The organism is Amycolatopsis sp. WAC 01375 (assembly GCF_003947325.1).
Lineage (GTDB): Bacteria > Actinomycetota > Actinomycetes > Mycobacteriales > Pseudonocardiaceae > Amycolatopsis.
This window is the reverse complement of record NZ_QHHW01000032.1, coordinates 24,360-46,500: the sequence shown is the minus strand read 5'-3', so window position 1 is coordinate 46,500 and position 22,141 is coordinate 24,360. Positions and strand designations below refer to the sequence as shown.

Here is a 22,141-nt window from a genome sequence, read left to right as displayed (position 1 = left end):
CCGAGGGGGAGGCCCGGTGGTCACCGGGATGCCACGACGGCCTCATCGGACAGAAGTCTTTCGTGACAAAGATTTGTGGCAGCTGAGTGACGGTGTCGCAGGAGCGGTCAGAAGGTGAAGACGCCCGCCGATTCGGCGTCGGCGACACAGCGGTTGGCGTACGAGGTGCGGTAGGTGACCGGTTCGCCGCGCCACTTGCCGACGGCGGAGACGTCCACCGGGGAGTATTCCAAGGTGCAGGCCCGCGGTTCGGGCCGTAGCCTGTCGAACTCTCCGTCCACTTCGGACAGTTTGGCGCAGGCGCCGCCGCGTCCCGGGTGAGACCCCCCGGTGGGTTCGCAGGTGAGTGAGACGGTGCCGATCCGGCCCCTGGTGTCGTGGCTGGTCAGCTGAAACGTGGATTCGGCGGGTTGCGCCGGGGCCATGCAGGCCAACGCGAGTACGCAGGCGCCGATCGGTTCGAAGAAAGCCATATCAACCCTATCGGCTGACGTGACCCGGTGACTGTGTTCCACGCTTGGGTGAGATTTGCTCACTCGGACGTGTGGTCGTCCGCTTCCCGGATGTCGTGGGCGAGCAAAGCGACATAAAGGGAGAGCATCGATTCCGGTTCTTCGAGCCGCACCCCGAGTACCTGCTCGATCCTGGCCAGCTGCTGGTAGTAGGCGGTGCGGGAGGTGTGCGCGGCCGCCGCGGCCGCCGATTTGTTGCCGCCGTGTTCGCAGTAATGTCTCAACGCCTGAACGAGTCTGCTGCCCTGTGCGGCGTCCCGGTTCAGCAGCGGGCCGAGCTCCCGCGCGGCGAACGCGGTGATCCGTTCGTCGCCTGCCAGCAGATGCAGCAGCCCGCGCAACCGGACGTCGTCGAGCCGGTGGACGACCCGTTCGACGTTCTCGGTGAGCGCCGCGGCGGCGACCTGCGCGGCTTCGACGAGTGTCCGGCGTGCCTCGGCGGGCCCGCTGCCGGTGGTGCCGACCGCGACCACGGCGGGCGCCCCGGCGCGGGCCTCGTGGACGTCGGTGGCCAGCCGCCGCAGGACCGCGTCCACCCCCGCCTCCGGCGAGAGCGCGATCAGCGCGCGCACCAGCGTGTCGTCAGTGGCCACCAGCGCGGACACCTTGGCGCGCCGGGCGGCGAGCGCGGTCGCCTCGGCGAGTTCCCGCAGCAGCACCGGGGTCGACTGCGTGGTCTTGGCGGTCGCGGTGATCCTTGGCCGCACGGCGACCCCGACCAGTAGCCGTCCCGTCAGCGGGACACCCAGCGCGGACGCCCGCGCGGTCAGCTCGGCGGGTGGCACCGGATTCGCCAGCAGTTCGGTCAGGATCGCGCGATGCGCCTGCCGTTCGAGGCTGTCGGTGTCCTTGGCGACCAGCCGGTGGACCGCGAGCGCGGACGCGGCGCGTTCGGCGACCACGACGTGCCGGCGCGGCGGCGGATCCCCGCAGACGACGACCAGCCGTCCCCAGTCGTGCCCGCGCGCGCCGACCACGGTGATCAGCCAGCCCGCGCCCGGGTGATAGCCGGTCCGCTCGCCGACCTGCACCGGCCGCGACCGGGACGGCCAGCCGGGCAGCAGTTCACCGGGATCGGTCCCGGCCGTGTCGTAGGCGAGGACTTCGTGCGACAGCGTCTCCAGCACGACGGGATGTTCGGTGAGCCTCGCGACCTCGCGCAGGATGTCGCCCGGTTCGGCGCCGGCGACCGTCAGCGCGGTGAACGTCTCGTGGACCCGCTCCGCCGCGCGGAGTTCGTCGACCTGGGCATCGACGATCAGCCCGTTCACCGCCTCGGTGACCGACACGAAGCGCGTCTCGCGAGAAAGGGTGATCAGCGGGACACCGTGGCGGTCGGCGGCGTCGACCAGCGCGGACGGCAGCTTCTCGCTCCAATGCCGGACCAGCTCGATGACGATCCCGGCCACTCCGACACCGGCCAGATCGGCGACGTACCTGGCGAGCGCGGCGCCGTCGTCGGGCAGCGCGACCCCGGTGGTGAGCACGAGTTCCCCGCCGCGCAGCAGCGGGGCGATGTCCGCGACCTCGGCGACGTGCGCCCAGCGGACCGGCGCGTCCAGCCCCGCCGCCCCCGCCACCACGTGGGGCCTGCCCTGACGCAGCGCCGGCAGCGCGAGCACCTCGGCGACGGTCGGGTACATCGGCCTCCCACCTGGTCGGAACGCAGAGACAGACTGTACGGCCGGGACCGGGAGTCCGTACACGTTGCCGATGGCGTCGGTGTGGCGCGCGCGCTCAGACTCGACCGGGAGCAGGCATCCGGCGAACAGGAAGGCGGAATCCGTGACCGACCGCATCACCCACTGGATAGACGGCAAACCGTGCGAAGGCGTGAGCGAACGGTCCGGTGACGTGTTCGATCCGGCCACCGGCCAGGTGCGCGCGAAGGTCGCCTTCGCCGCGCAAGAAGACGTCGACGCCGCCGTCGCGGCCGCCTCCCGGGCGCTGCCGGGCTGGCGCGGGACGTCGCTGGCCGGGCGGACACGGGTGCTGTTCGCCTTCCGTGAGCTGCTTTCGGCGCGGCGTCACGAGCTGGCGAAGATCGTCACCAGCGAGCACGGCAAGGTCGAATCCGACGCGGCGGGCGAAGTCGCGCGCGCCATCGAGAACGTCGAGTTCGCTTGCGGCGCGGCGCAAATGCTCAAGGGCGGATTCAGCGAAAACGCCTCCACCGGCGTCGACGTCTACTCGATCTCGCAACCGCTGGGCGTGGTCGGGGTGATCTCGCCGTTCAACTTCCCGGCGATGGTCCCGCTGTGGTTCGTGCCGAACGCGCTCGCCTGCGGCAACACCGTCGTGCTCAAGCCGAGCGAGAAGGACCCGTCCGCGGCCGTGTTCATCGCGGAACTGTTCGCCGAGGCTGGCCTGCCCGACGGCGTCCTCAACGTCCTGCACGGCGACAAGGTGGCCGTCGACGGGCTGCTGGAACACCACGACGTCAAGGCGATCTCGTTCGTCGGGTCGACGCCGATCGCGAAGTACGTCTACGAAACCGGGACCAGGCACGGGAAGCGCGTCCAAGCGCTCGGCGGCGCGAAGAACCACATGGTCGTCCTCCCGGACGCCGACCTCGACCTCGCCGCCGACGCGGCCGTCTCGGCGGGCTTCGGCTCGGCGGGAGAGCGGTGCATGGCGGTGTCGGTCGTGGTCGCGGTCGACCCGGTCGGCGACGAACTGGTGGCCAAGATCGCCGAGCGGATCCAGCGGCTCCGCGTCGGCGACGGCATGCGGCCCACCTCGGAGATGGGGCCGCTCGTCACCGCCGCCCACCACGAACGCGTCGAGTCCTATGTGGAGGCGGGCGTGGAAGCGGGTGCCCGGCTCGTCGTCGACGGCCGCGGCATCGAGGTCGACGGCGAGGACGGCGGCTTCTGGCTCGGCCCGACCCTGTTCGACCAGGTCACCCCGGACATGTCGATCTACACCGACGAGATCTTCGGGCCGGTGCTGGCGGTCGCGCGGGCCGAGGGCTACGACGCGGCGCTGGAGCTGATCAACGGCAACCCCTACGGCAACGGCACCGCGATCTTCACCAACGACGGGCGGGCCGCGCGGCGGTTCCAGAACGAGGTCGAGGTCGGGATGGTCGGCGTGAACGTGCCCATCCCGGTGCCGGTCGGCTACTACTCGTTCGGCGGCTGGAAGGACTCGCTGTTCGGCGACAGCCACGCGTACGGGCCGGAAGGGTTCCACTTCTTCACGCGGACGAAGGTCGTCACCTCACGCTGGCCGGACCCCTCGCAGGGCGGGGTGAACCTCGGGTTCCCGCGCAACAGCTGACGCTCGGCCGGCTCGGTACCGATGTCCTGCCCGCCCGCTCGATGCCCTGCCGCCCGCGGTGTTGATCGTGACGGACCGGGCCTGCATCAACCCCAGCCGGAATCCACGAGGTACCTATGGGACCCGCGGTTCCATTGAGGGGTAAGGCAAAGGTGGCGTGGTCGGTGCCGGGGGTCGTGAGTGGCGTTTCGGGTTAGAACCCGAAACGTCACTCACGACCCCCTCGCGCCTGACCAGGGCCGAAGGCGTCCTTCGTCGCATCAGACGCGGCGAAGGGAGCCTTCACCCACCACCAGCCTCACCCGCGAGCACGACACGGTCGACCTTCTTCTCAAGAACCGTCTTAGCCACTCACGACGCCCCAAAGAAGTCCGGCGGCTCCTCGGGCACTATGCCTTCCGTAAACTCGTTGTGAGGACGAGCCGAGGGAGGTGCAGGTGGCCAACGCGGAAGAGCGACGTTTCGAGGTGCTTCGCGCGATCGTCGCCGATTACGTTTCCAACCAGGAGCCCGTCGGATCCAAGGCGATCGTCGACCGGCACAACCTCGGTGTGTCCAGCGCCACTGTCCGCAACGACATGGCGGCACTGGAAGAAGAGGGCTACATCACCCAACCCCATACCAGCGCGGGCCGGATCCCCACCGACAAGGGCTACCGGCTGTTCGTCGACCGGATCGCCGAGGTCAAACCGCTGAGCGCGGCCGAGCGCCGGGCCATCACGGCCTTCCTCGACAGCGGCACCGACGTCGACGACGTCCTGCGCCGGTCCGTCCGGCTGCTCGCGCAGCTGACCAGGCAGGTCGCGGTCATCCAGTACCCGATGATGACCAATTCCGCCGTCCGCCACCTGGAAGTGGTGCCGCTCACCCCGGCCCGGCTGATGCTGGTGCTGATCACCGACTCCGGCCGCGTCGACCAGCGCACGGTCGACCTCGGGGACGTCATCACCGAGGAGAACGTCGGCAGGCTGCGCACGGTGCTGAACGGGGCGCTGGCGGGCCGCCGCCTTTCCGAGGCCGCCGCCGCGGTCGCCGAACTGCCCGAAAAAGCACCGGGCGAGCTGCGCGACAACCTCACCCGCGTCTGCACCGTGCTGGTGGAATCGCTGGTCGAGCACCCCGAAGAACGGCTGGTCCTCGGCGGCACGGCGAACCTCACCCGCAACGTCTCGGACTTCCCCGGATCACTGCGGCAGGTGCTGGAAGCGCTCGAGGAGCAGGTCATCGTGCTCAAGCTGCTCGCGGCCGCCCGCAACCCCGGTGCGATCAGCGTGCGCATCGGTGAGGAAAATGAGGACGAGCAGATGCGCAGCACCTCGGTGGTGTCCATCGGCTACGGCATGGACGACCTGCTGCTCGGCGGGATGGGCGTCGTCGGGCCCACCAGGATGGACTACCCGAACACCATCGCCGCGGTGCGTGCGGTGGCGAACTACGTGGGGCAGATCCTCGCCGGCCGCTGAACGCGGCGGTGAGGGCAAAGCAGAAGGAGAAGGCGGAGACGGTGGCGAGGGACTATTACGGCATTCTCGGGGTTGCGAAGAACGCGACGGATCAGGAGATCAAGCGCGCGTACCGCAAACTGGCCCGTGAACTGCACCCCGACGTCAACCCGTCGGAGGACGCCCAGCATCGCTTCGGCGAGGTGACCACCGCGTACGAGGTGCTGTCGGATCCGCAGAAGCGCAAGATCGTCGACCTCGGCGGCGACCCGATGGACGGCGGGGCGCGCGGTGGCGGCGGAGACCCGTTCTCCGGCTTCGGCGGCCTCGGCGACATCATGGACGCCTTCTTCGGCGCCGCCGGAGGTGGCGGCGGCCGCGGCCGTGGCCCGCGCAGCCGTGTGCAGCCCGGTTCCGACGCGCTCATCCGCCTCGGGCTGACCCTCGAGGACTGCGCCACCGGCGTCGACCGCGAGATCACCGTCGACACCGCCATCCTCTGCGACCTGTGCCGCGGTGCCGGCGCGGCCGACGGCACCGGCACCAAGACCTGCGACACCTGCGGCGGCGCCGGCGAGGTCCAGTCCGTGCAGCGGTCGTTCCTCGGCCAGGTCGTCACCGCCCGCCCTTGCCCGGTCTGCCGCGGCTACGGCGAGGTCATCCCCGACCCCTGCCGCCAGTGCGGCGGCGACGGCCGCGTCCGCTCGCGCCGCAACGTCACCGCGAAGATCCCGCCGGGCGTCGGCGACGGCATGCGCATCCGGCTCTCCGGACAGGGCGAGGTCGGCCCCGGCGGCGGCCCCGCCGGCGACCTGTACGTCGAGATCGACGAGGCACCGCACGAGGTCTTCGTCCGGCAGGGCAACGACCTGCACTGCAACTTCCGCATCCCGATGACCACCGCCGCCCTCGGCGCCACGGTGCCCATCGAGACCCTCATCGACGGCGACTACGAACTCGACATCGAGCCAGGCACCCAGCCCGCCACCGAACTCGTGCTCACCGGCAAGGGCATGCCGCGGCTGCGGTCCTCCGGCCGCGTCGACGGCCGCGGCGACCTGCACGTCCACATCGACGTCGTCGTGCCGACCAAACTCGACGACGCCCAGCGCGACCTCCTCGTCGAACTCGCCCAGCAGCGCGGCGAAGACGTCCCTTCGCTCTCCTCGAACGGCTCCAAGCCCGGTGGGCTGTTCTCCAAGCTGCGCACCAAGAACCACCGGTAACCCGTGCCAGAGACGACACTGCCGGTCTTCCTCACCGCCGCACTGCCCGGCTCCGGGCGCACCACCCTCGACGGTGAGGAAGCCCGGCACGCCGCCACCGTCCGGCGACTGCGCGTCGGCGAACATCTCGTGCTGTCCGACGGCGAAGGCGGCATGGCGCGCTGCGTCGTCGAAGCCGTCCAAGCCGGCAGAGACGCGGCACTCACCCTCGCCATCGAAGAACACTGGACCGAGGAACCACCCGCACTGCGCGTCATCGTCGCCCAGGCACTCGCCAAAGGCGACCGCGGCGAACTCGCCGTCGAACTCGCCACCGAAGCAGGCGCCGACGCCATCGTCCCCTGGCGCGCCGCCCGCAGCGTCGCCCGCTGGGAAGAAGGAACCCGCGGCGACAAAGCCCTCGGCCGCTGGCGCACCACCGCCCGCGCCGCCGCCAAACAAGCCCGGCGCGCCCACGTCCCCGAAGTCGCCGAACCCGCCACCACCCGCGAACTCGCCGAACTCACCCAGACCGTTTCCCGCGCACTCGTCCTCGAATCCGGCATCACCACCCGCCTCACCGAGATCGAACTCCCGGCACAAGGCGACATCCTCCTCATCGTCGGCCCCGAAGGCGGCATCACCGACGAAGAACTCACCACCCTCACCGACGCCGGCGCGACCGCCATCCGGTTGGGCCCCACCGTTTTACGCACCTCCACCGCCGCCGCCGTCGCACTCGGCGCACTCGGCGTACTCACCGACCGCTGGAAGTGAAAAAACACCCCCCTAATTTGCGGCGAGTTATGGCGCGATCACACAAACAGCCGTTACTCTCGTTAACTGACGCGCAACACACGGTTTCGGCGCGCCACTGGGGATGAAGCCCAGTCGCGCGCGTGAATCCCCGCCGGGCACCTCCCCCCTCGGTCCGGCGGAGCCGCGGCGCGGTGGAGCGACCCCCAGGCTCCACCGCGCCGCGGCGTCTTCATTTGGGGGCTTCGCAAGCTACGCCCCAAATTTCGCGCCACGGAGCGGTTCCGCGTGTCTGCCCGGGGGGCCGAGCCCCCCGGACCCCCCACGGTGCGTCCGGCGGCGGTTGGCGGCCCCGAAGGGCGGCGGGTGGTCTTCGGTATCGGCGTTGGGCCTGGCGGCCCTTGCCTGGTGGGTGGCGCGTGAAGGTGAAGGTCCCAATGCTGCGCGAGGCGGGCTGCGGGACCGGCCACGCCACGTTTGCCTTATCCCTCGAAAGCGCGAATTTCCATCCATGACCAGCTGTACCCTGCGGGCAGGGCGACACCTTTGACCTTCGGCCAAACGGGGCGTTCCAACGACTTGCAGTGGTCACGAGGTGTGTTTGTTTCCGGCGGCCTCGCCTGGTGAGTGATGTGGGTCGTTTTGACGATGTGGATCTCTCCTGATGTGTGTTGGGGTCGGCATGCGTCTGCTGGGGCTTTAGAGGCAGCGGAGCCGGCTGCGATGACGTTCACGGAGTCGTCGACGCGAATGGTTGGACAGGGGCGTTCGAATGGGAGTGCGTTGACAGACAACGATGCTGCCACGCTGGCCAGTGCCCTTGACCGGCACCAGGTCGACGCGACCGCCATGGCCAACGCGCTCGTCGAGCTCGACCGGCACCCGGGGCACCAGCTCTTCACCGCCAAACTGTCCTCCGGGATCACCGCCGAGCGGTGGGACGCGGCCGAGGTCGTGCTCGCGGGCTTATGGCGGGACTTCGACACCTACCGTGCGGTGCTCGCCGACGCCGAACAGATTCGGGGACGGCGTTCCAAACTGGGGCCGCCCGAGGTCGTCGAGCTGCGACGACTGCTCGTCGAACCGTCCGTCGAGGTATCCCGGCGGGCGGTGCCACTACCCGAGCGCGGGTTGACCGGGGCCGCCGAGCAGGTCGAGTCGATCACCCTCGCGGCGTTGACGACTCGGATGAACGACGCGTACCGGCAGGTCAGTGAGCTGGCCGTTCGGTGTGACGAGCTGAATTCCGCCACCCTCAAGGCTCTCGCGCCGCTGCTGGAACAGGCACGACGGCTTGCCGACGACGACGCCGCGCTGGCACAGGGGCCCGCCTCGGTGGTGCGGCGGATCCGCGAGATCGAGCAGCTCGCGGGCAACGACCCACTCGCGTTGGCCGACCGGTCGCTCGACGACACCTTGGCCCGGCTCACCGCCGAGCTCGCCGAGGAACGCGCGCGGGTCGACCGGCTACTCGCGCTGCGGGACGGCTGGGAGCAGACGCGGGCCGAACTCGTCGGTTCCACGCAAGCGCTCGACGATTTGCGGGCGGCCACCACGGACGACTACGCGGCGGCTGCCGAGCGAGTGGTCGGCGAATTGCCTGCCTTGCCAGTGGACAGGGCGCCGGAACTGCGGGCCGCACTAGCGCGGCTGGACGACCTGAGCTGGGCCATGCGCGACGCGGGGGCCGTCGGGGTACGGCGTGAGCTCGCGAGCGCCGACGCGGAACTGCGTGCGGCGCGGCAGCTGGCCACGGGGTTGTTGGACCGGCGCGAGGAACTGCGCGGGCGGTTCGGTGCCTACCAGGCCCGAGCTGTTCGGCTGGGATTGGCCGAGGAGGATGCGGTGATGATCGTCGCCGAGCGGATCAAGGCGACGTTATGGCGGAGGCCGTCCGATCTGGCCGCTGCCACCAGGGATTTGGGGAACTTCCGCCGGTTGCTCGTCGAGCCCGGCACGGATAGCGGAGGCAGTTCGGCATGAGCCAGGGGGATCGTTGCGCGCAGCCGGGTTGTGGCGGCGCGATTGATGGCGGCTACTGCGACACGTGTGGGATGGCTGGTGCGGTGCCGGTGAGTGTGACCGCGCCGGTGTCGCAGCCGGTGTCGGGTGGGGCGTGTTCGCAGCCGGGTTGTGGCGGCGCGATCGATGGCGGCTACTGCGATACGTGTGGGATGGCCGGCGCGACCTCCGCCAGGTCGGAGACCGCCGCCTCGTCCTCGGCCAGCAGGCTCAGCGGCCGCGCGTCGCGCCGGACCTCCGCCGCCTCGGCCGCCCAGTCCTCGTCCCGGCGTGGCGGCGGTCTCGGCGCCGGGCTCGTCGACGTCCCCGCGGTGCCCAAGGTCGACCCCGTCGCGGCCATCCTCAAAGACCCGCAGGTCACCGAGAGCAAGCGGTACTGCAGCAAATGCGACCAGCCCGTCGGCCGCGGCAAAGACGGGCAACCCGGACGGCTGCGCGGGTTCTGCCCCAGGGACGGCACACCGTTCAACTTCGTGCCGTCGCTCACCGAGGGAACGCTCGTCGGCGGCCAGTACCTCGTTCAGGGCTGCCTCGCGCACGGCGGGCTCGGCTGGATCTACCTCGCCACCGACCGCAACGTCAACGACCGGTGGGTCGTGCTCAAGGGACTGCTCGACATCGACGACCCGGCCGCGCGCGCGGCCGCCGAGGCCGAGCGGCGGTTTCTCGCCGAGGTGAACCACCCGAACATCGTCATGATCCACAACTTCGTGGAGCATCCCGACGACGACGGCAAACCCATCGGCTACATCGTGATGGAGTACGTCGGCGGTTCGTCGCTGCGCAAGCTCGTCGAGGACAGCGGCAAGACCGTCGGCCAGCGCCTCGCGCCCCTGCCGCTGCCGCAGGTCATCTCCTACGGCCTGGAGATCCTGCCCGCGCTCGGCTACCTGCACAGCCAGGGCCTCGCCTACTGCGACCTCAAACCGGACAACGTGATCCAGTACGAACGCCGGCTCAAGCTGATCGACATGGGCGCGGTCGTGCCGTTCGAGAACGCCGACGGTTTCGACTGGTACGGCACGCCCGGCTATCAAGCACCGGACTTCGAGTCAGAGGGACCGTCGCCTGCCGCCGACATCCATACCGTCGGGCGCACGCTCATGGTGATGGCGCTGGGTATCTCGCCGTTGCGTGCCGGCAAGCCGGTGCCGTTGCCCGACCCGGCGACCAGCAGGCTGCTCGCCGAGCACGAGTCGTTCTACCGGGTGATGCTACGCGCCACCGATCCTGATCCGATGCGGCGCTTCGCGTCCGCCGAGGAGATGGCCGATCAGCTGAACGGCGTGCTGCGGGAGGTGCTTGCCGTCGAGGACGGCAAAGCACGCCCCGGCGTGTCCACGTTGTTCGGTCCGTCGCGATCGGTGTTCGGCATCGGCCTGCTGGGCGACGTGGGCGCACCCGGCCGCCCCGGCTCGGTGGCGGTCGCCCAAGCGCTGCCGGTTCCGCTCGTGGACACGACCGACTCGGCGGCCGGGCTGCTCGCCACGGTGTCGTCGGCGGCGCCCGAGGAGATCCTGCGCCTCGCGGCCGGTACCCCGACACCCAGCGTCGAGCTGCGGTTGCGGGTGATTCGCGCGCACCTGGAACTCGGCGACGTCGGTTCGGCCCATGAAGCGTTGCAGCGTTTGCGAACCGACCTACCCGGTGACTGGCGCGGCGATTGGCTCACCGGGGTGGCGGCCTTGACCGGGGGTGACGCGCGGGCCGCGACCACGGCGTTCGACACCGTGCTCGCGACGCTGCCCGGCGAGTCCGCGCCGAAACTGGCGCTGGCCGCGGCAGCGGAATACGCCGCCGACGACGCCGTGGCGGGCCGCTACTACCTGCAGGTCAACCGGGCGAACCCGGATATCGCCGACGCGGCGTTCGGCCAGGCGCGGGTGGCGTTGCGTGCCGGTCAGCCCGCGGCGGCACTCGCCGCGCTGGACACGGTCGCGCCGACCTCGAGCCAATACATGACCGCGCAGACCGTCGCCGTGCGGGTGATGATCGGCGGCCAGATCGACGAGGGCACGCTGCGTGCCGCCGCCGACCGGGTCGGCAGGCTCACCCTGGACCAGGCCACCGGGCACGAGGTCCGCGCATCGGTGTTCAAGGCCGCGTTGCCGCTGGTCACGAAGACCGGCGAGGCTCGCCCGCCGCTGCTCGGCTGCCCCTGGACCGAGCATGGCGTGCGGGCCGCGTTGGAGACCGAGCTGAGGGCGGGCGCTCGGTTGACCACCGACGAAGACATCCGGGTCGACCTGGTCGATCTGGCCAACGCCATCCGGCCGGTGTCATGGGTGTGACCGTACGGACCAGCCAGTGCCCGGCGTGCGCCGAACCGGTCGGGCACGGCGATCGGTTCTGCGAGGCGTGCGGTGGTTCGTTGCTGCGCCAGGGAAGCACCTCCGTCGAGACCGTCACGAAGGAGACCGCGCGGAAGTGTCCGGCGTGCGGCACGGTGAGTGGGACCACGACCGAGTACTGCGACGAGTGCGGGTTGCGCCTGCCGGACCCTGCCGATCGGACGAGCATCGACCTCGGCTCCTTGGCCGGGGTCAGCGACCGGGGTATGGTTCATCGCCGCAACGAGGACGCGATCGCGCTCGGCCGCCTGCTCGATGGGAGCACCGCCGCCGTGGTGTGTGACGGTGTGTCCACCACGAGGCGACCCGAACGCGCGGCGCGAACGGCGTCCGAGGTGGCTTTGGCGGTACTGCTCAGCGGGGACGCGCCGGTGGAACCGGTCGCCCGGGTCCGCGCGGCGGTGGCGGCCGCGAGCACCGCCGTGGCCACTTTGGACGGTCCGAATCCCTCGCCGGACGGACCATCCTGCACGCTTGTGGCCGCCTACGTCGCCGACGGCAGGGTGACCGTCGGCTGGGTCGGCGACACTCGGGCGTACTGGCTCGCCGGTCCGGACAGCCGCTTGCTCACCCGCGATCACTCGTGGGCCGCCGAGGTCGTCGCGGAGGGGCTCATGGATGAGACGTCCGCGTTCGCCGACCGCCGCGCGCATACGATCACCCGCTGGCTGGGCCCGGACATGCTGCCCGATCCCGACGTCGTCTCCGTGGACCAGGACGGCGCCGGAACCCTGCTCGTCTGCTCGGACGGCCTGTGGAACGAGGTGCCCGAGGCCGAGCGAATCGGCGGGTTCGTGGCGGGTGCGGGGGAAGGGGCGACACCGTTGGCGGTCGCCGAGCGGCTCACCGAGTTCGCACTGGCCGCCGGCGGCCGGGACAACATCAGCGTCGTAGTCATCCCTTTGGAGGGGGAACAGGTATGAGTGCAGAAGCAGAGTTCGTCGTCGCCGTCGACCAGAACGCCTATCTTTCGGCGGGGGCGACCCGGGTGGACGCGGTCGTGTCGGTGACCGCCACCGGGGACGCCGCTCCCTCGGTGGTCACCGAGGCGCTGGAGATGCTGATCATCGACACCTCCGGGTCGATGCAGGGCGACCGGATCGCTTCGGCGCGCGCGGCCACCGCGGTCGCGATCGAGCAGCTCCGCGACGGTGTGCTGTTCGCCGTGATCTCGGGCGCGACCAGCGCGCGGCAGATCTACCCGAAACGGGGCGCGGCGCGGGCCGACCCCCAGACCAGGGCCGAAGCCACGACGGCGGTGCGCAAGCTCTCCGCGAGCGGGGGCACCGCGTTCTCCAACTGGTTGCGCCTCGCACGGCAGATCGCCGAGCAGCATCCGGGGGCGATCCGGCACGCGCTGCTGCTCACCGACGGCCAGAACGGCGACGGCCCCGGTGTGCTGGAGCAGGCCATCGAAGAGTGCACCGGCGTGTTCAGCTGTGACTGCCGCGGCGTCGGTACCGACTGGAAGGTCGCGGAGGTACGCAAGATCGCGTCCGCGTTGCTGGGCACGGTGGACATCGTGGCGAAGCCGGAGAACCTGGCCGCGGACTTCCACGCGATCATGAACTCGGCCATGGGTAAACGGGTCGCGGACGTGTCGTTGCGGCTGTGGACACCGAAGGGCGCGCAGATCAAGTTCGTCAAGCAGGTCGCGCCGGAGGTCGAGGACCTGACCGCGAAACGAGTGCAGACCGGGCCGTTGCACGGCGACTACCCGCTCGGCGCGTGGGGCGCGGAGAGCCGCGAGTACCACGTGTGCGTCGAGGTCCTCACACAGGCCGTCGGGGCGGAGATGCTCGCCGGACGGGCGATGGTCGTCCGCGGCGGCTCCACGGAAACCCTTGCACAGGGCCTGATCCGGGCCGTGTGGACCGACGACGACGCGTTGTCGGCCAAGGTCAGCAGGAAGGTCGCGCACTACACCGGACAGTCCGAGTACGCGGACGCCGTCGAGCAGGGGCTCGCCGCCCGCCGCGACGGCGACGAGCGCACGGCCACCGCGCGCCTCGGTCGCGCGGTCGCGCTGGCCACCGCGGCGGGCGACCGGGACAAGCTCGACATGCTGGAGAAGGTGGTCGACGTGGACGACGCGGCGACCGGCACCGTGCGGCTGAAGGGCAAGGTCTCCAACGAGGCCGAGATGGAGTTGGACATCCGATCGCGGCGGACCAGCCGGGTCCGCGGCGAGGGCTGACCCGTGCCGGTATGCGCGGCCGGGCACGACTCGACGGCCACCGACTACTGCGACGTCTGTGGCCTCGTGCTCGGGGCCGCCCCGCCACCGGCAGAACCGGCTGCATCGGATACGTCGGCACCGGGGCCCGGAGGGATGACCTGCGCCCGCTGCGAGGTGCCGAGAGAGGGCAGGTTCTGCGAGGAATGCGGGTTCGACAACGACCTGCCCGCGCCTTCGCCGTCTCCCGTCGATGCCCAGGCGGTGCGGTCGCGCTGGACGGCGGTGGTGCGGGCGGACCGCGCCTGGTTCGACGAGGTCCGCCGCCGTGAGGGTTCGGAAGCGGCGGAGATGGACTTTCCGCTCTATTGCCCGGAACGCCGGTTCGAGCTGGACCGCGATCAGGTCGGGATCGGCAGGCAAAGCCGTTCGCGCGGGACCAACCCGGAGATCGACCTCGGTGGCCCGCCACTGGATCCGGGCGTGTCCGCGCAGCACGCCGTGCTGGTGGCCCGGTCCGACGGTGGCTGGGACGTCGTCGACCTCGGTTCGACCAACGGAACGTCGGTCGGTGACACGACCGACGTGATCGAGCCCAACACCCCGGTCGAGGTTCCGGCAGGGGTGCCGATCCGGCTCGGTGCGTGGACCGTGATCACCTTGGAACGAACCTAGTCAGGTGGTCGTGAGCGGTAAGTCGCGTTCTGACGCGACTTACCACTCACGAGTCGCGATAGCGGGCCGCCGGGATCGGCGGTACCGGGTTCAGCTGGGCGCCCAGCCACTTCTGGGCGCTCGCGGCGAGACTGCCATTGGCGCGGTCGCGTTCGAGCAGCTTGTTGACGAAGCGCACCAGGTCCGGCTGCTGAGGCGCCATCCCGACGCCGTAGTAGGCGTTGGCCAGCGGTTGTCCGACGACCTTGGTCTGCGGGTCCTGCGCGGCCATTCCGGCGAGGATGCCGTCGTCGCTGGACACCGCGTCGACCTTGCCCTGCTGCAACGCGACCGTGCAGTCGGGGATACCGGCCAGCGTGACCACGTCCAGCCCGTACTGGGGTTTACGCAGGACGACCTCGGTGGTGGAGCCGATCGACGTGCAGACCTTCTTGCCTGCCAGCTGCTCGACTCCGTCCACACCGGACTTCGCCGGGACCAGCAGTCGCTGGGTCGCGTCGTAGTAGGCGGTGGAGAACTCCACCGTGCGTTGCCGGTCGCAGGTCGCGCTGAACGTGTTGACCACGACGTCGACCTGGCCCTGCTCGATCAGGCGCGTACGGTCGGCGACGTCGCGTACGACGTACTGGACCTTGTCCGGATCGCCGAGGATCGCCTGGGCGATCATGCGGACGATGTCGATGTCGGCGCCTTCGAGCCGTCCGGTCTGCGAGTTGCGGTAACCGAGCAGGTATTTGCCCTGGTCGACGCCCGCGATCAGGCGCCCGCGGTGCTGGATCTTCGCCATGGTCGAGCCGGACGGCATGGCGCCGGGCGACGGCAACGAGCCCGACGGGCGCAGGCTGTCCTTGACGGTGTCGCACTCCTGCCGCTTCGCCGACGGCGCCTTGGTGCCTGAGTCGTCGGTAGCCACGGCCACGGATTCGTTGCCGTGCAACGAAGGTACGGCGATGCTGCCCAGCGACAACACCGCAGCGACGGCGAGGACGACCACCGGCCGCCGGACGTTGATCGTGGCTTTCACCGGGCCGGTCATCGGTACTCCTCCACTCGGCGTGCGATACCGATCGCGAATCCGGCAGCCGCCAACGCGAACAACACGGCAGGGCCGAACCCGAGCAATGCGCTTGCGTCGCCCGCGTCACCGGTCGCGGCGGACAGCCGGGCCCGCGCGGTGTCGCCCGCGTCGCCGACAGCCTTGTCCAGAACGGTGAATGCGGAACCCGAACTGCCCTCGTCGGTACTGACGGCGGCCTGTAGGGCGTCGGCGTAGCGGCCCTCGTCGTCGGCCTTCCGCAGATTCTTGTGCGCGTCGACCCAGGTGCCGGTCGCCTCGCGGATACCGGCGACGTCCACACCGTTGGCCCCGGCGACGGCCAGCGGTCCGTCGCCTGCCAGCAGTCGGTCGATCTGGCCGGTGAAATCGTCGTCGGACGCGCTGCCGCCACTGCGGGCGACCAGCACGAGGCTCTCGTTGCTGCGCGCCTGCAGGACGAGTGTGCTGGCCTCGTCCAGTGCGGTCGCGGCGTCACTGGCCTCGTTGGCGTCGGCCAGCGCGTTGCCGGTGGACACCGTGGCCACCGTCCACCACAGCAGCCCGGCGACGACCGCGCAGCACGCGGCGGCGACGCTGGGGTTCAGCCTGCGGCGGGTCCGCCGGAACTCCTTCCGGGAGAAGTCGAGCGCGATGAACAGCAGCGCCAGCCCGAACACCACCACCGCGATCGGCAGGGCGCTGGCCCGCTGGTAGTCGGCGTTCAGCGCGCTCACTTCGGTGTGGCGCAACGACTGGGCGGCGGGCAGCAGCTGGGTGCGCATCTGAGTGGACGCCTGCGCCAGGTAGGACTGGCCGAGCGGCAGTCCCTGCCGGTTGTAGGTGCGCGCCGTCTCGATCAGCCCGGTGTAGGCGGGCAGCCCGGTGATCATGACGTCCAGCGGCTTCGCGGCCGGATCGTCCGGCGTGATCAGCCGGGACGCCTCCGCGAGTCGCCGGCCGGCGCGGCTGAGGTCGGCGTCGTAGCGGGCGCGGATCGCGGGCGGCTCCTGGCCGGACGAGACGTAGCCGCTGGTGGCCATCGCGTCGGCGTCCGCGAGCGCCTGGTAAATCTCGCCCGCGGCTTGCGTCAACGACGCGTCGCGGTTTCCCGCGTCGTCGATCGCGCCGGCCCTGGAGATGCCGCTGACCAGGCTGATCACGGCGGTCACCAGGCTGGCGAGCGTCAACACGATGCCGATGCGCCGTAGCCGCGCCGGCGTGCGCGGCCCGGTCCATCGCGCCAAGCGGGACCGTTGTGGTCCGGTGGTACCACCGGCCGACGGCGGCGCGGCGAGAGTCTGGGTCGTCATGAGTACCCCCCTGCAAGCAGCCGATCTTAACCGGCAGGCGGCGAACAACACCCCGAGTTCGGCGCTTCCAAGGTCACAATGGTGTCAACGGTTCCCGTCGTCCTGAAGCACTCACGACGCGTGTCGCCCTACGACCACACGCAGCCTCCTGACGGGGGTGGGAGTGGGGATAGGGTGAGGTCATGAGTGACGCGGAGACGTTGTTCGAGCGGATCATCGCGGGCGAGATCCCGTCCGACAAGGTGTACGAGGACGACACGACCTATGCGTTCCGGGACATAGCGCCGCAGGCGCGGGTCCACGTGCTCGTGGTGCCGAAGAAGCGATACCGGAACGTCGCCGAACTGGCCGCCGCGGACCCGCGGCTCCTCGCCGACGTGACCGCCACCGCCAAGAAGGTCGCGGAACTCGAGGGGATCGCCGAATCCGGGTACCGGGTGGTCTTCAACACCGACCGTGACGCCGGGCAGACCGTCTTCCACGTGCACGCCCACGTGCTCGGCGGCGAGCAGCTGGGGCATTTCGGACGCTGAAGCGCGCGGCCTGCGGAAACCGGACTGCGTGCCGGCACCCGCAACCAGTAACATCGACCTTGTCACTGTCGTTGAAAATCGCAGCGTAAGCGCAGGAAGTAGGCCAGAGGCCACGTGGCCGGAACCGTACCGGGTGAAGCCGCCCGACCCGACGTTCCCACGGACGTCACCCCGACGAAGGCCGACGAGGCCGCTGTCATCGAAGCGGCCCAGTCCCGATTCCCCATCCCCGACGCCGCCGCGCTCAGCCTGCTCGGCTCGAGGGACGAAAACCTCCGCGTCGCCGAAGAACTCCTCGCCGCCGACGTCCACGTCCGGGGCAACGAGGTCACCCTGACCGGCGCTCCCGCCGACGTCGCCTTCGCCGAACGTGTCTTCGCCGAACTCGTGACGCTCGCCGGCCGCGGCCAGCAGGTCGACCCGGCCACCGTTCGCCGCACCGTCGGCATGCTCTCCACCGGTGACCACGAGTCACCGGCCGAAGTGCTGAGCATGAACATCATCTCCCGGCGTGGCAAGACGATCCGGCCCAAGACGCTCAACCAGAAGCGCTACGTCGACGCCATCGACAAGCACACCATCGTGTTCGGCATCGGCCCCGCCGGTACCGGCAAGACGTACCTGGCCATGGCCAAGGCCGTCCAGGCGCTGCAGGCCAAGCAGGTCTCCCGCATCGTGCTGACCCGCCCCGCGGTCGAAGCGGGCGAGCGCCTCGGCTACCTGCCGGGAACGCTCAACGAGAAGATCGACCCGTACCTGCGCCCGCTCTACGACGCGCTGCACGACATGGTCGAGCCCGAGTCGATCCCGCGGCTGATGCAGGCGGGCACCATCGAGATCGCGCCGCTCGCGTACATGCGCGGCCGCACCCTCAACGACGCCTTCATCATCCTCGACGAAGCGCAGAACACCACGCCGGAACAGATGAAGATGTTCCTCACCCGGCTCGGGTTCGGCGCCAAGATCGTCGTCACCGGTGACGTCACCCAGGTCGACCTCCCCACCGGCCAGAAGAGCGGCCTGCGAGTGGTCCGCGACATCCTCGAAGGTGTCGATGACCTGCACTTCGCCCAGCTCACCAGCCAGGACGTGGTGCGGCACAGGCTCGTCGGCGACATCGTCGACGCGTACGAGAAGTGGCAGGCCCTGCAGGACAGCCAGGACAAGGGCAACGGCTGGAAGGGGCAGCGGCGGTCATGAGCATCGAGATCGCCAATGAGTCCGGCGTGAACGTCGACGAGACGTCGATCGTGTCGGCCGCCCGCTTCGCGCTCGACAAGATGGAGGTCAGCCCGCTCGCCGAGCTGTCCATCCTGCTGGTCACCCTCGAGGTGATGGAGGACCTGCACGAACGGTGGATGGACCTGCCCGGTCCCACCGACGTGATGGCCTTCCCGATGGACGAGCTCGACTCGTCGCGCCGCCCCGACGCGCCCGACGCCTCGCCCGCGCTGCTCGGTGACATCGTGCTGTGCCCGGCGTTCGCGAAGGACCAGGCCAAGACGGCGGGCCATTCGCTGATGGACGAGCTGCACCTGCTCACCACGCACGGGGTGCTGCACCTGCTCGGCTACGACCACGCCGAACCCGCCGAGGAACGCGAGATGTTCGGTCTGCAGAAGCGGATCCTCGGCGAGTTCCAGGCCGCCGTGGCCGCGGTGAACAGGCGCGACGCGCAGCGCACCGCGGACGACAGGCTCCTCGGCACCGCCGGTCTCGACACCGTGCCCGCCGACGAACCCCCCGCCTAGAAATGGGTAGTCCCACGGCCCTGCTGGTCATCGCGATCGCGCTGATCCTGCTCGCCGGGGTGTTCGCGGCCGCCGACGCGGCGGTCAGCACGGTCTCCAAGGCCCGTGCCGACGGCCTCGTCCGGCTCGGCCGCCCCGGCGCGCGTCAGCTCGCGCTGGTCATCGCCGAACGCCGCCGCCACATCAACCTGATCCTGCTGCTGCGGATGACCTGCGAGCTGACCGCGACGGTGCTGGTCACCGTCGACATCCTCCGCTGGATCCGGCCGCTGTGGCTCGCCATCGTCGTCGCGGCGGGGGTGATGGTCGTGGTGAGTTACGTGCTCATCGGGGTCGGCCCGCGCACCCTCGGCCGCCAGCACCCGTACCGGATCGGTCTCGTCGTCGCGGGTCCCGTCCGCGTCCTCGGCTCGATCCTCGGCCCGCTCAGCAGGCTGCTGATCGTCCTCGGTAACGCGATCACCCCCGGCCGCGGCTTCCGCGAAGGTCCGTTCACGTCCGAAGTCGAACTGCGTGAGCTCGTCGACCTCGCCCAGGAACGCGGCGTCGTCGAGGAATCCGAACGCGAGATGATCCACTCGGTGTTCGAACTCGGCGACACCGTCGCGCGCGAGGTCATGGTGCCGCGGACGGAGATCGTCTGGATCGAGCACGACAAGACCGTGCGCCAGGCGCTCGCGCTGGCCCTGCGCACCGGGTTCACCCGGCTGCCGGTGATCGGCGACTCCGTCGACGACGTCGTCGGCGTGGTCAACATCAAGGACCTCATGCCCGCGTACATGGCCGAGGGTGGTTCGCAGCGGCAGGTCGAGGAGCTGATGAACCCGGCGAGCTTCGTGCCGGACTCGAAGCGGCTCGACGATCTGCTCAAGGAGATGCAGGTCTCGCACAACCACATGGCGATCGCCGTCGACGAATACGGCGGCACCGCCGGCCTGCTCACCATCGAGGACGTCCTCGAGGAGATCGTCGGCGAGATCACCGACGAATCCGACACCGACGAGCGTCCCGAGGTCGAAGAACTCGAAAACGGCGCGGTCCGCGTCTCGTCCCGGCTCTCGATCGACGACCTCGGCGAACTGTTCGGGATCGATCTCGAAGACCATGACGTGGAGACCGTGGGCGGACTGCTCGCGGAGCGACTGGGTAGGGTCCCGCTGCCGGGGGCCGAAGCCGAGGTCGCCGGACTTCGGCTGTTCGCCGAAGGCGGTAAGGATCGGCGCGGGCGGATGCGGATCACCACGGTGGTCGTCCACCCCGCCGACGCGGACGCGGTGACCGACGCAGCCCAGGGCAGGCGTCGGACCCGGGTCCCGCAGTCCGATGAAAGTGACAGGAGTGTCGAACATGCCTGAGCTGGACGCCGAGGACCAGAAGCTGGTGACCCTGGCCAGGTCCGCGCGAGCCCGCACCCAGGCCGCCGAGGGTGCCGCGCTTCGCGACACCGACGGCCGCACCTACGCGGCGAGCACGGTCGACCAGCCGTCGTTCAAACTCACCGCGCTGCAGGCCGCCGTCGCCGCCGCCGTTTCGAGCGGAGCCGAAGGAATCGAGGCCGCCGTCGTGGTCACCGCCGAAGGGCTGCTCAAGGAGGCGTCCGTGCAGGCAGTGCGCGACATCGCCGAAAAGGCCCCGGTCTATCTCGCGGATCCCAGTGGCAAGGTGCTGAGCTGATGGCCGAGCCGCATCGTTCCGGTTTCGCCTGCTTCGTCGGGCGGCCCAACGCGGGCAAGTCCACGCTGACCAACGCGCTCGTCGGCAGCAAGGTGGCGATCACCTCCAGCAAACCGCAGACCACCAGGCACGCCATCCGCGGCATCGTCCACCGCGACGACGCCCAGCTGGTGATCATCGACACGCCGGGGCTGCACCGGCCGAGGACACTGCTCGGCGAGCGGCTCAACGACATCGTCCACTCGACATGGTCCGAAGTGGACGTTGTCGGGCTTTGCGTGCCCGCCAACGAAAAAGTCGGTCCCGGTGACCGGTTCATCGCCGCCGAACTGAAGAAGATCGCCAAGCGAACCCCGGTGATCGGTGTCGTCACCAAGACGGATCTCGTGAAACCCGAGCAGGTCGCCGAGCAGTTGCTCGCCCTGCAGGAGGTCATGGAGTTCGCCGAACTCATTCCGGTGTCCGCTGTGGACGGTTTCCAGGTCGGCGCGCTCTCGGATCTGCTGGTACGCCACCTTCCCGAAGGCCCGCAACTGTATCCGGGCGGCGAACTCACCGACGAGCCCGAGCAGACCCTGGTCGCCGAGCTGATCCGCGAGGCCGCGCTGGAGGGTGTGCGGGACGAGCTTCCACACTCGATCGCCGTCACCGTCGAGGAAATGCTGCCGCACGAGGGCAGAGACGACATGATCGACGTGCACGCGTTCCTCTATGTGGAACGACCGAGCCAGAAGGGCATCATCCTCGGGCACAAGGGTGAGCGGCTCAAGGACGTCGGCGCCCGCGCGCGGCAGCAGATCGAGGGGCTTCTCGGCACGAAGGTCTACCTCGACCTGCACATCAAGGTCGCCAAAGAGTGGCAGCGCGACCCCCGTCAGTTGCGACGGCTGGGCTTCTGACTGAACGGAATGTCTCGATTCGGTCGCGGAGACCGGTTGATGATGTGGAACCGGACGGGTGACCTTAGAGTCTCAACCCTTGACTCCGGTGATCGCTGATCGGGCGGCGCGCCCGGGTCGCAGTTCTGCATCTCATTCGTGAAGGGAAAGCGGTAAATGACCGACAACCAGGGCCTGCCCAACTACTCCGGCGACCCTCAGGGCGGTGGCGGCTTCAACAACCCCGGCCCGCCGCCCAACAACAACCTGGTGTGGGCCATCCTCACCACGATCCTGTGCTGCCTGCCCTTCGGCATCGTCGCCATCGTCAAGGCGAACCAGGTGAACACCCTCTGGGCGCAGGGCCAGCCCGCCGCGGCGCAGGAAGCGGCCGATGCCGCCAAGAAGTGGTCGATCATCGCGGCGATCGTCGGTGGCATCATCATCGTTCTGTACGTTGTCCTCGTCGTCGTTCTCGGAGTCTTCGCGGCCTCGGTGGACGTGAACAACTACCGCTGATCCCGGCGATCGAGGGGGA

General features: G+C 69.8%; 20 protein-coding genes. 16 read left to right on the top strand and 4 right to left on the bottom strand.

What is annotated here, in order from left to right:
• Nucleotides 1-107 precede the first annotated feature (107 nt).
• Together DL991_RS20045 and DL991_RS20040 are read right to left on the bottom strand one after the other, a co-directional pair.
• A complete protein-coding gene (locus tag DL991_RS20045; RefSeq protein ID WP_125785870.1) occupies nt 108-473 on the bottom strand; it encodes an SSI family serine proteinase inhibitor in 366 nt (121 codons plus the stop codon).
• Between the two features lie 59 nt (nt 474-532).
• On the bottom strand, nt 533-2,155 hold the full coding sequence (locus DL991_RS20040; protein WP_125785869.1) for a PucR family transcriptional regulator ligand-binding domain-containing protein: 1,623 nt from the start codon (nt 2,153-2,155) through the stop codon (nt 533-535).
• Nucleotides 2,156-2,297: 142 nt separating this feature from the next.
• Here DL991_RS20040 and DL991_RS20035 point away from each other — a divergent pair, with 142 nt between their 5' ends.
• From DL991_RS20035 to DL991_RS19995, 9 genes are all read left to right on the top strand, one after another.
• A complete protein-coding gene (locus tag DL991_RS20035; protein ID WP_125785868.1) occupies nt 2,298-3,794 on the top strand; it encodes a CoA-acylating methylmalonate-semialdehyde dehydrogenase in 1,497 nt (498 codons plus the stop codon).
• Between the two features lie 437 nt (nt 3,795-4,231).
• Entirely contained in the window at nt 4,232-5,257 is a 1,026-nt protein-coding gene (gene hrcA, locus DL991_RS20030) for a heat-inducible transcriptional repressor HrcA (RefSeq protein ID WP_125785867.1), read from the top strand.
• Between the two features lie 41 nt (nt 5,258-5,298).
• Nucleotides 5,299-6,462, top strand: coding sequence for a molecular chaperone DnaJ (gene dnaJ, locus DL991_RS20025; protein ID WP_125786040.1), 1,164 nt, complete (start codon nt 5,299-5,301; stop codon nt 6,460-6,462).
• A 3-nt stretch (nt 6,463-6,465) separates the two neighbouring features.
• A complete protein-coding gene (locus tag DL991_RS20020; RefSeq protein WP_125785866.1) occupies nt 6,466-7,218 on the top strand; it encodes a 16S rRNA (uracil(1498)-N(3))-methyltransferase in 753 nt (250 codons plus the stop codon).
• 762 nt (nt 7,219-7,980) lie between these two features.
• Nucleotides 7,981-9,180, top strand: coding sequence for a hypothetical protein (locus DL991_RS20015; protein WP_125785865.1), 1,200 nt, complete (start codon nt 7,981-7,983; stop codon nt 9,178-9,180).
• 89 nt (nt 9,181-9,269) lie between these two features.
• A complete protein-coding gene (locus tag DL991_RS20010) occupies nt 9,270-11,510 on the top strand; it encodes a serine/threonine-protein kinase (protein WP_233598914.1) in 2,241 nt (746 codons plus the stop codon).
• Nucleotides 11,501-12,493, top strand: coding sequence for a PP2C family serine/threonine-protein phosphatase (locus DL991_RS20005; RefSeq protein WP_125785863.1), 993 nt, complete (start codon nt 11,501-11,503; stop codon nt 12,491-12,493). Before DL991_RS20010 ends, DL991_RS20005 begins: the two co-directional genes overlap by 10 nt.
• A complete protein-coding gene (locus tag DL991_RS20000) occupies nt 12,490-13,767 on the top strand; it encodes a VWA domain-containing protein (RefSeq protein WP_125785862.1) in 1,278 nt (425 codons plus the stop codon). The genes DL991_RS20005 and DL991_RS20000 overlap by 4 nt, the downstream gene beginning before the upstream one ends.
• A 3-nt stretch (nt 13,768-13,770) precedes the next feature.
• Nucleotides 13,771-14,421 carry an FHA domain-containing protein gene (locus DL991_RS19995; RefSeq protein ID WP_125785861.1) on the top strand — a complete coding sequence of 217 codons (651 nt, stop codon included), beginning with the start codon at nt 13,771-13,773 and terminating at the stop codon, nt 14,419-14,421.
• A 46-nt stretch (nt 14,422-14,467) separates the two neighbouring features.
• On the opposite strand, the gene DL991_RS19990 is transcribed toward DL991_RS19995, so the two are convergent.
• Together DL991_RS19990 and DL991_RS19985 are read right to left on the bottom strand one after the other, a co-directional pair.
• Entirely contained in the window at nt 14,468-15,457 is a 990-nt protein-coding gene (locus tag DL991_RS19990) for a glutamate ABC transporter substrate-binding protein (protein WP_125785860.1), read from the bottom strand.
• Complete coding sequence (locus tag DL991_RS19985) at nt 15,454-16,767, bottom strand: hypothetical protein (RefSeq protein WP_125785859.1); 1,314 nt, start codon at nt 16,765-16,767, stop codon at nt 15,454-15,456. The genes DL991_RS19990 and DL991_RS19985 overlap by 4 nt, the downstream gene beginning before the upstream one ends.
• Before the next feature lie 182 nt (nt 16,768-16,949).
• Here DL991_RS19985 and DL991_RS19980 point away from each other — a divergent pair, with 182 nt between their 5' ends.
• The 7 genes from DL991_RS19980 to DL991_RS19950 all read left to right on the top strand — a co-directional run bounded on the left by DL991_RS19980 (nt 16,950) and on the right by DL991_RS19950 (nt 22,122).
• A complete protein-coding gene (locus DL991_RS19980; RefSeq protein WP_125785858.1) occupies nt 16,950-17,300 on the top strand; it encodes a histidine triad nucleotide-binding protein in 351 nt (116 codons plus the stop codon).
• Between the two features lie 114 nt (nt 17,301-17,414).
• Entirely contained in the window at nt 17,415-18,500 is a 1,086-nt protein-coding gene (locus DL991_RS19975; protein WP_125785857.1) for a PhoH family protein, read from the top strand.
• Nucleotides 18,497-19,051, top strand: coding sequence for an rRNA maturation RNase YbeY (ybeY, locus tag DL991_RS19970; protein WP_125785856.1), 555 nt, complete (start codon nt 18,497-18,499; stop codon nt 19,049-19,051). Before DL991_RS19975 ends, ybeY begins: the two co-directional genes overlap by 4 nt.
• Nucleotides 19,052-19,053: 2 nt before the next feature.
• A complete protein-coding gene (locus DL991_RS19965) occupies nt 19,054-20,406 on the top strand; it encodes a hemolysin family protein (protein WP_125785855.1) in 1,353 nt (450 codons plus the stop codon).
• A complete protein-coding gene (locus DL991_RS19960) occupies nt 20,399-20,725 on the top strand; it encodes a cytidine deaminase (protein ID WP_125785854.1) in 327 nt (108 codons plus the stop codon). Before DL991_RS19965 ends, DL991_RS19960 begins: the two co-directional genes overlap by 8 nt.
• A complete protein-coding gene (era, locus tag DL991_RS19955) occupies nt 20,725-21,624 on the top strand; it encodes a GTPase Era (RefSeq protein ID WP_125785853.1) in 900 nt (299 codons plus the stop codon). Before DL991_RS19960 ends, era begins: the two co-directional genes overlap by 1 nt.
• A gap of 156 nt (nt 21,625-21,780) precedes the next feature.
• Complete coding sequence (locus tag DL991_RS19950) at nt 21,781-22,122, top strand: CD225/dispanin family protein (RefSeq protein ID WP_125785852.1); 342 nt, start codon at nt 21,781-21,783, stop codon at nt 22,120-22,122.
• Nucleotides 22,123-22,141 lie beyond the last annotated feature (19 nt).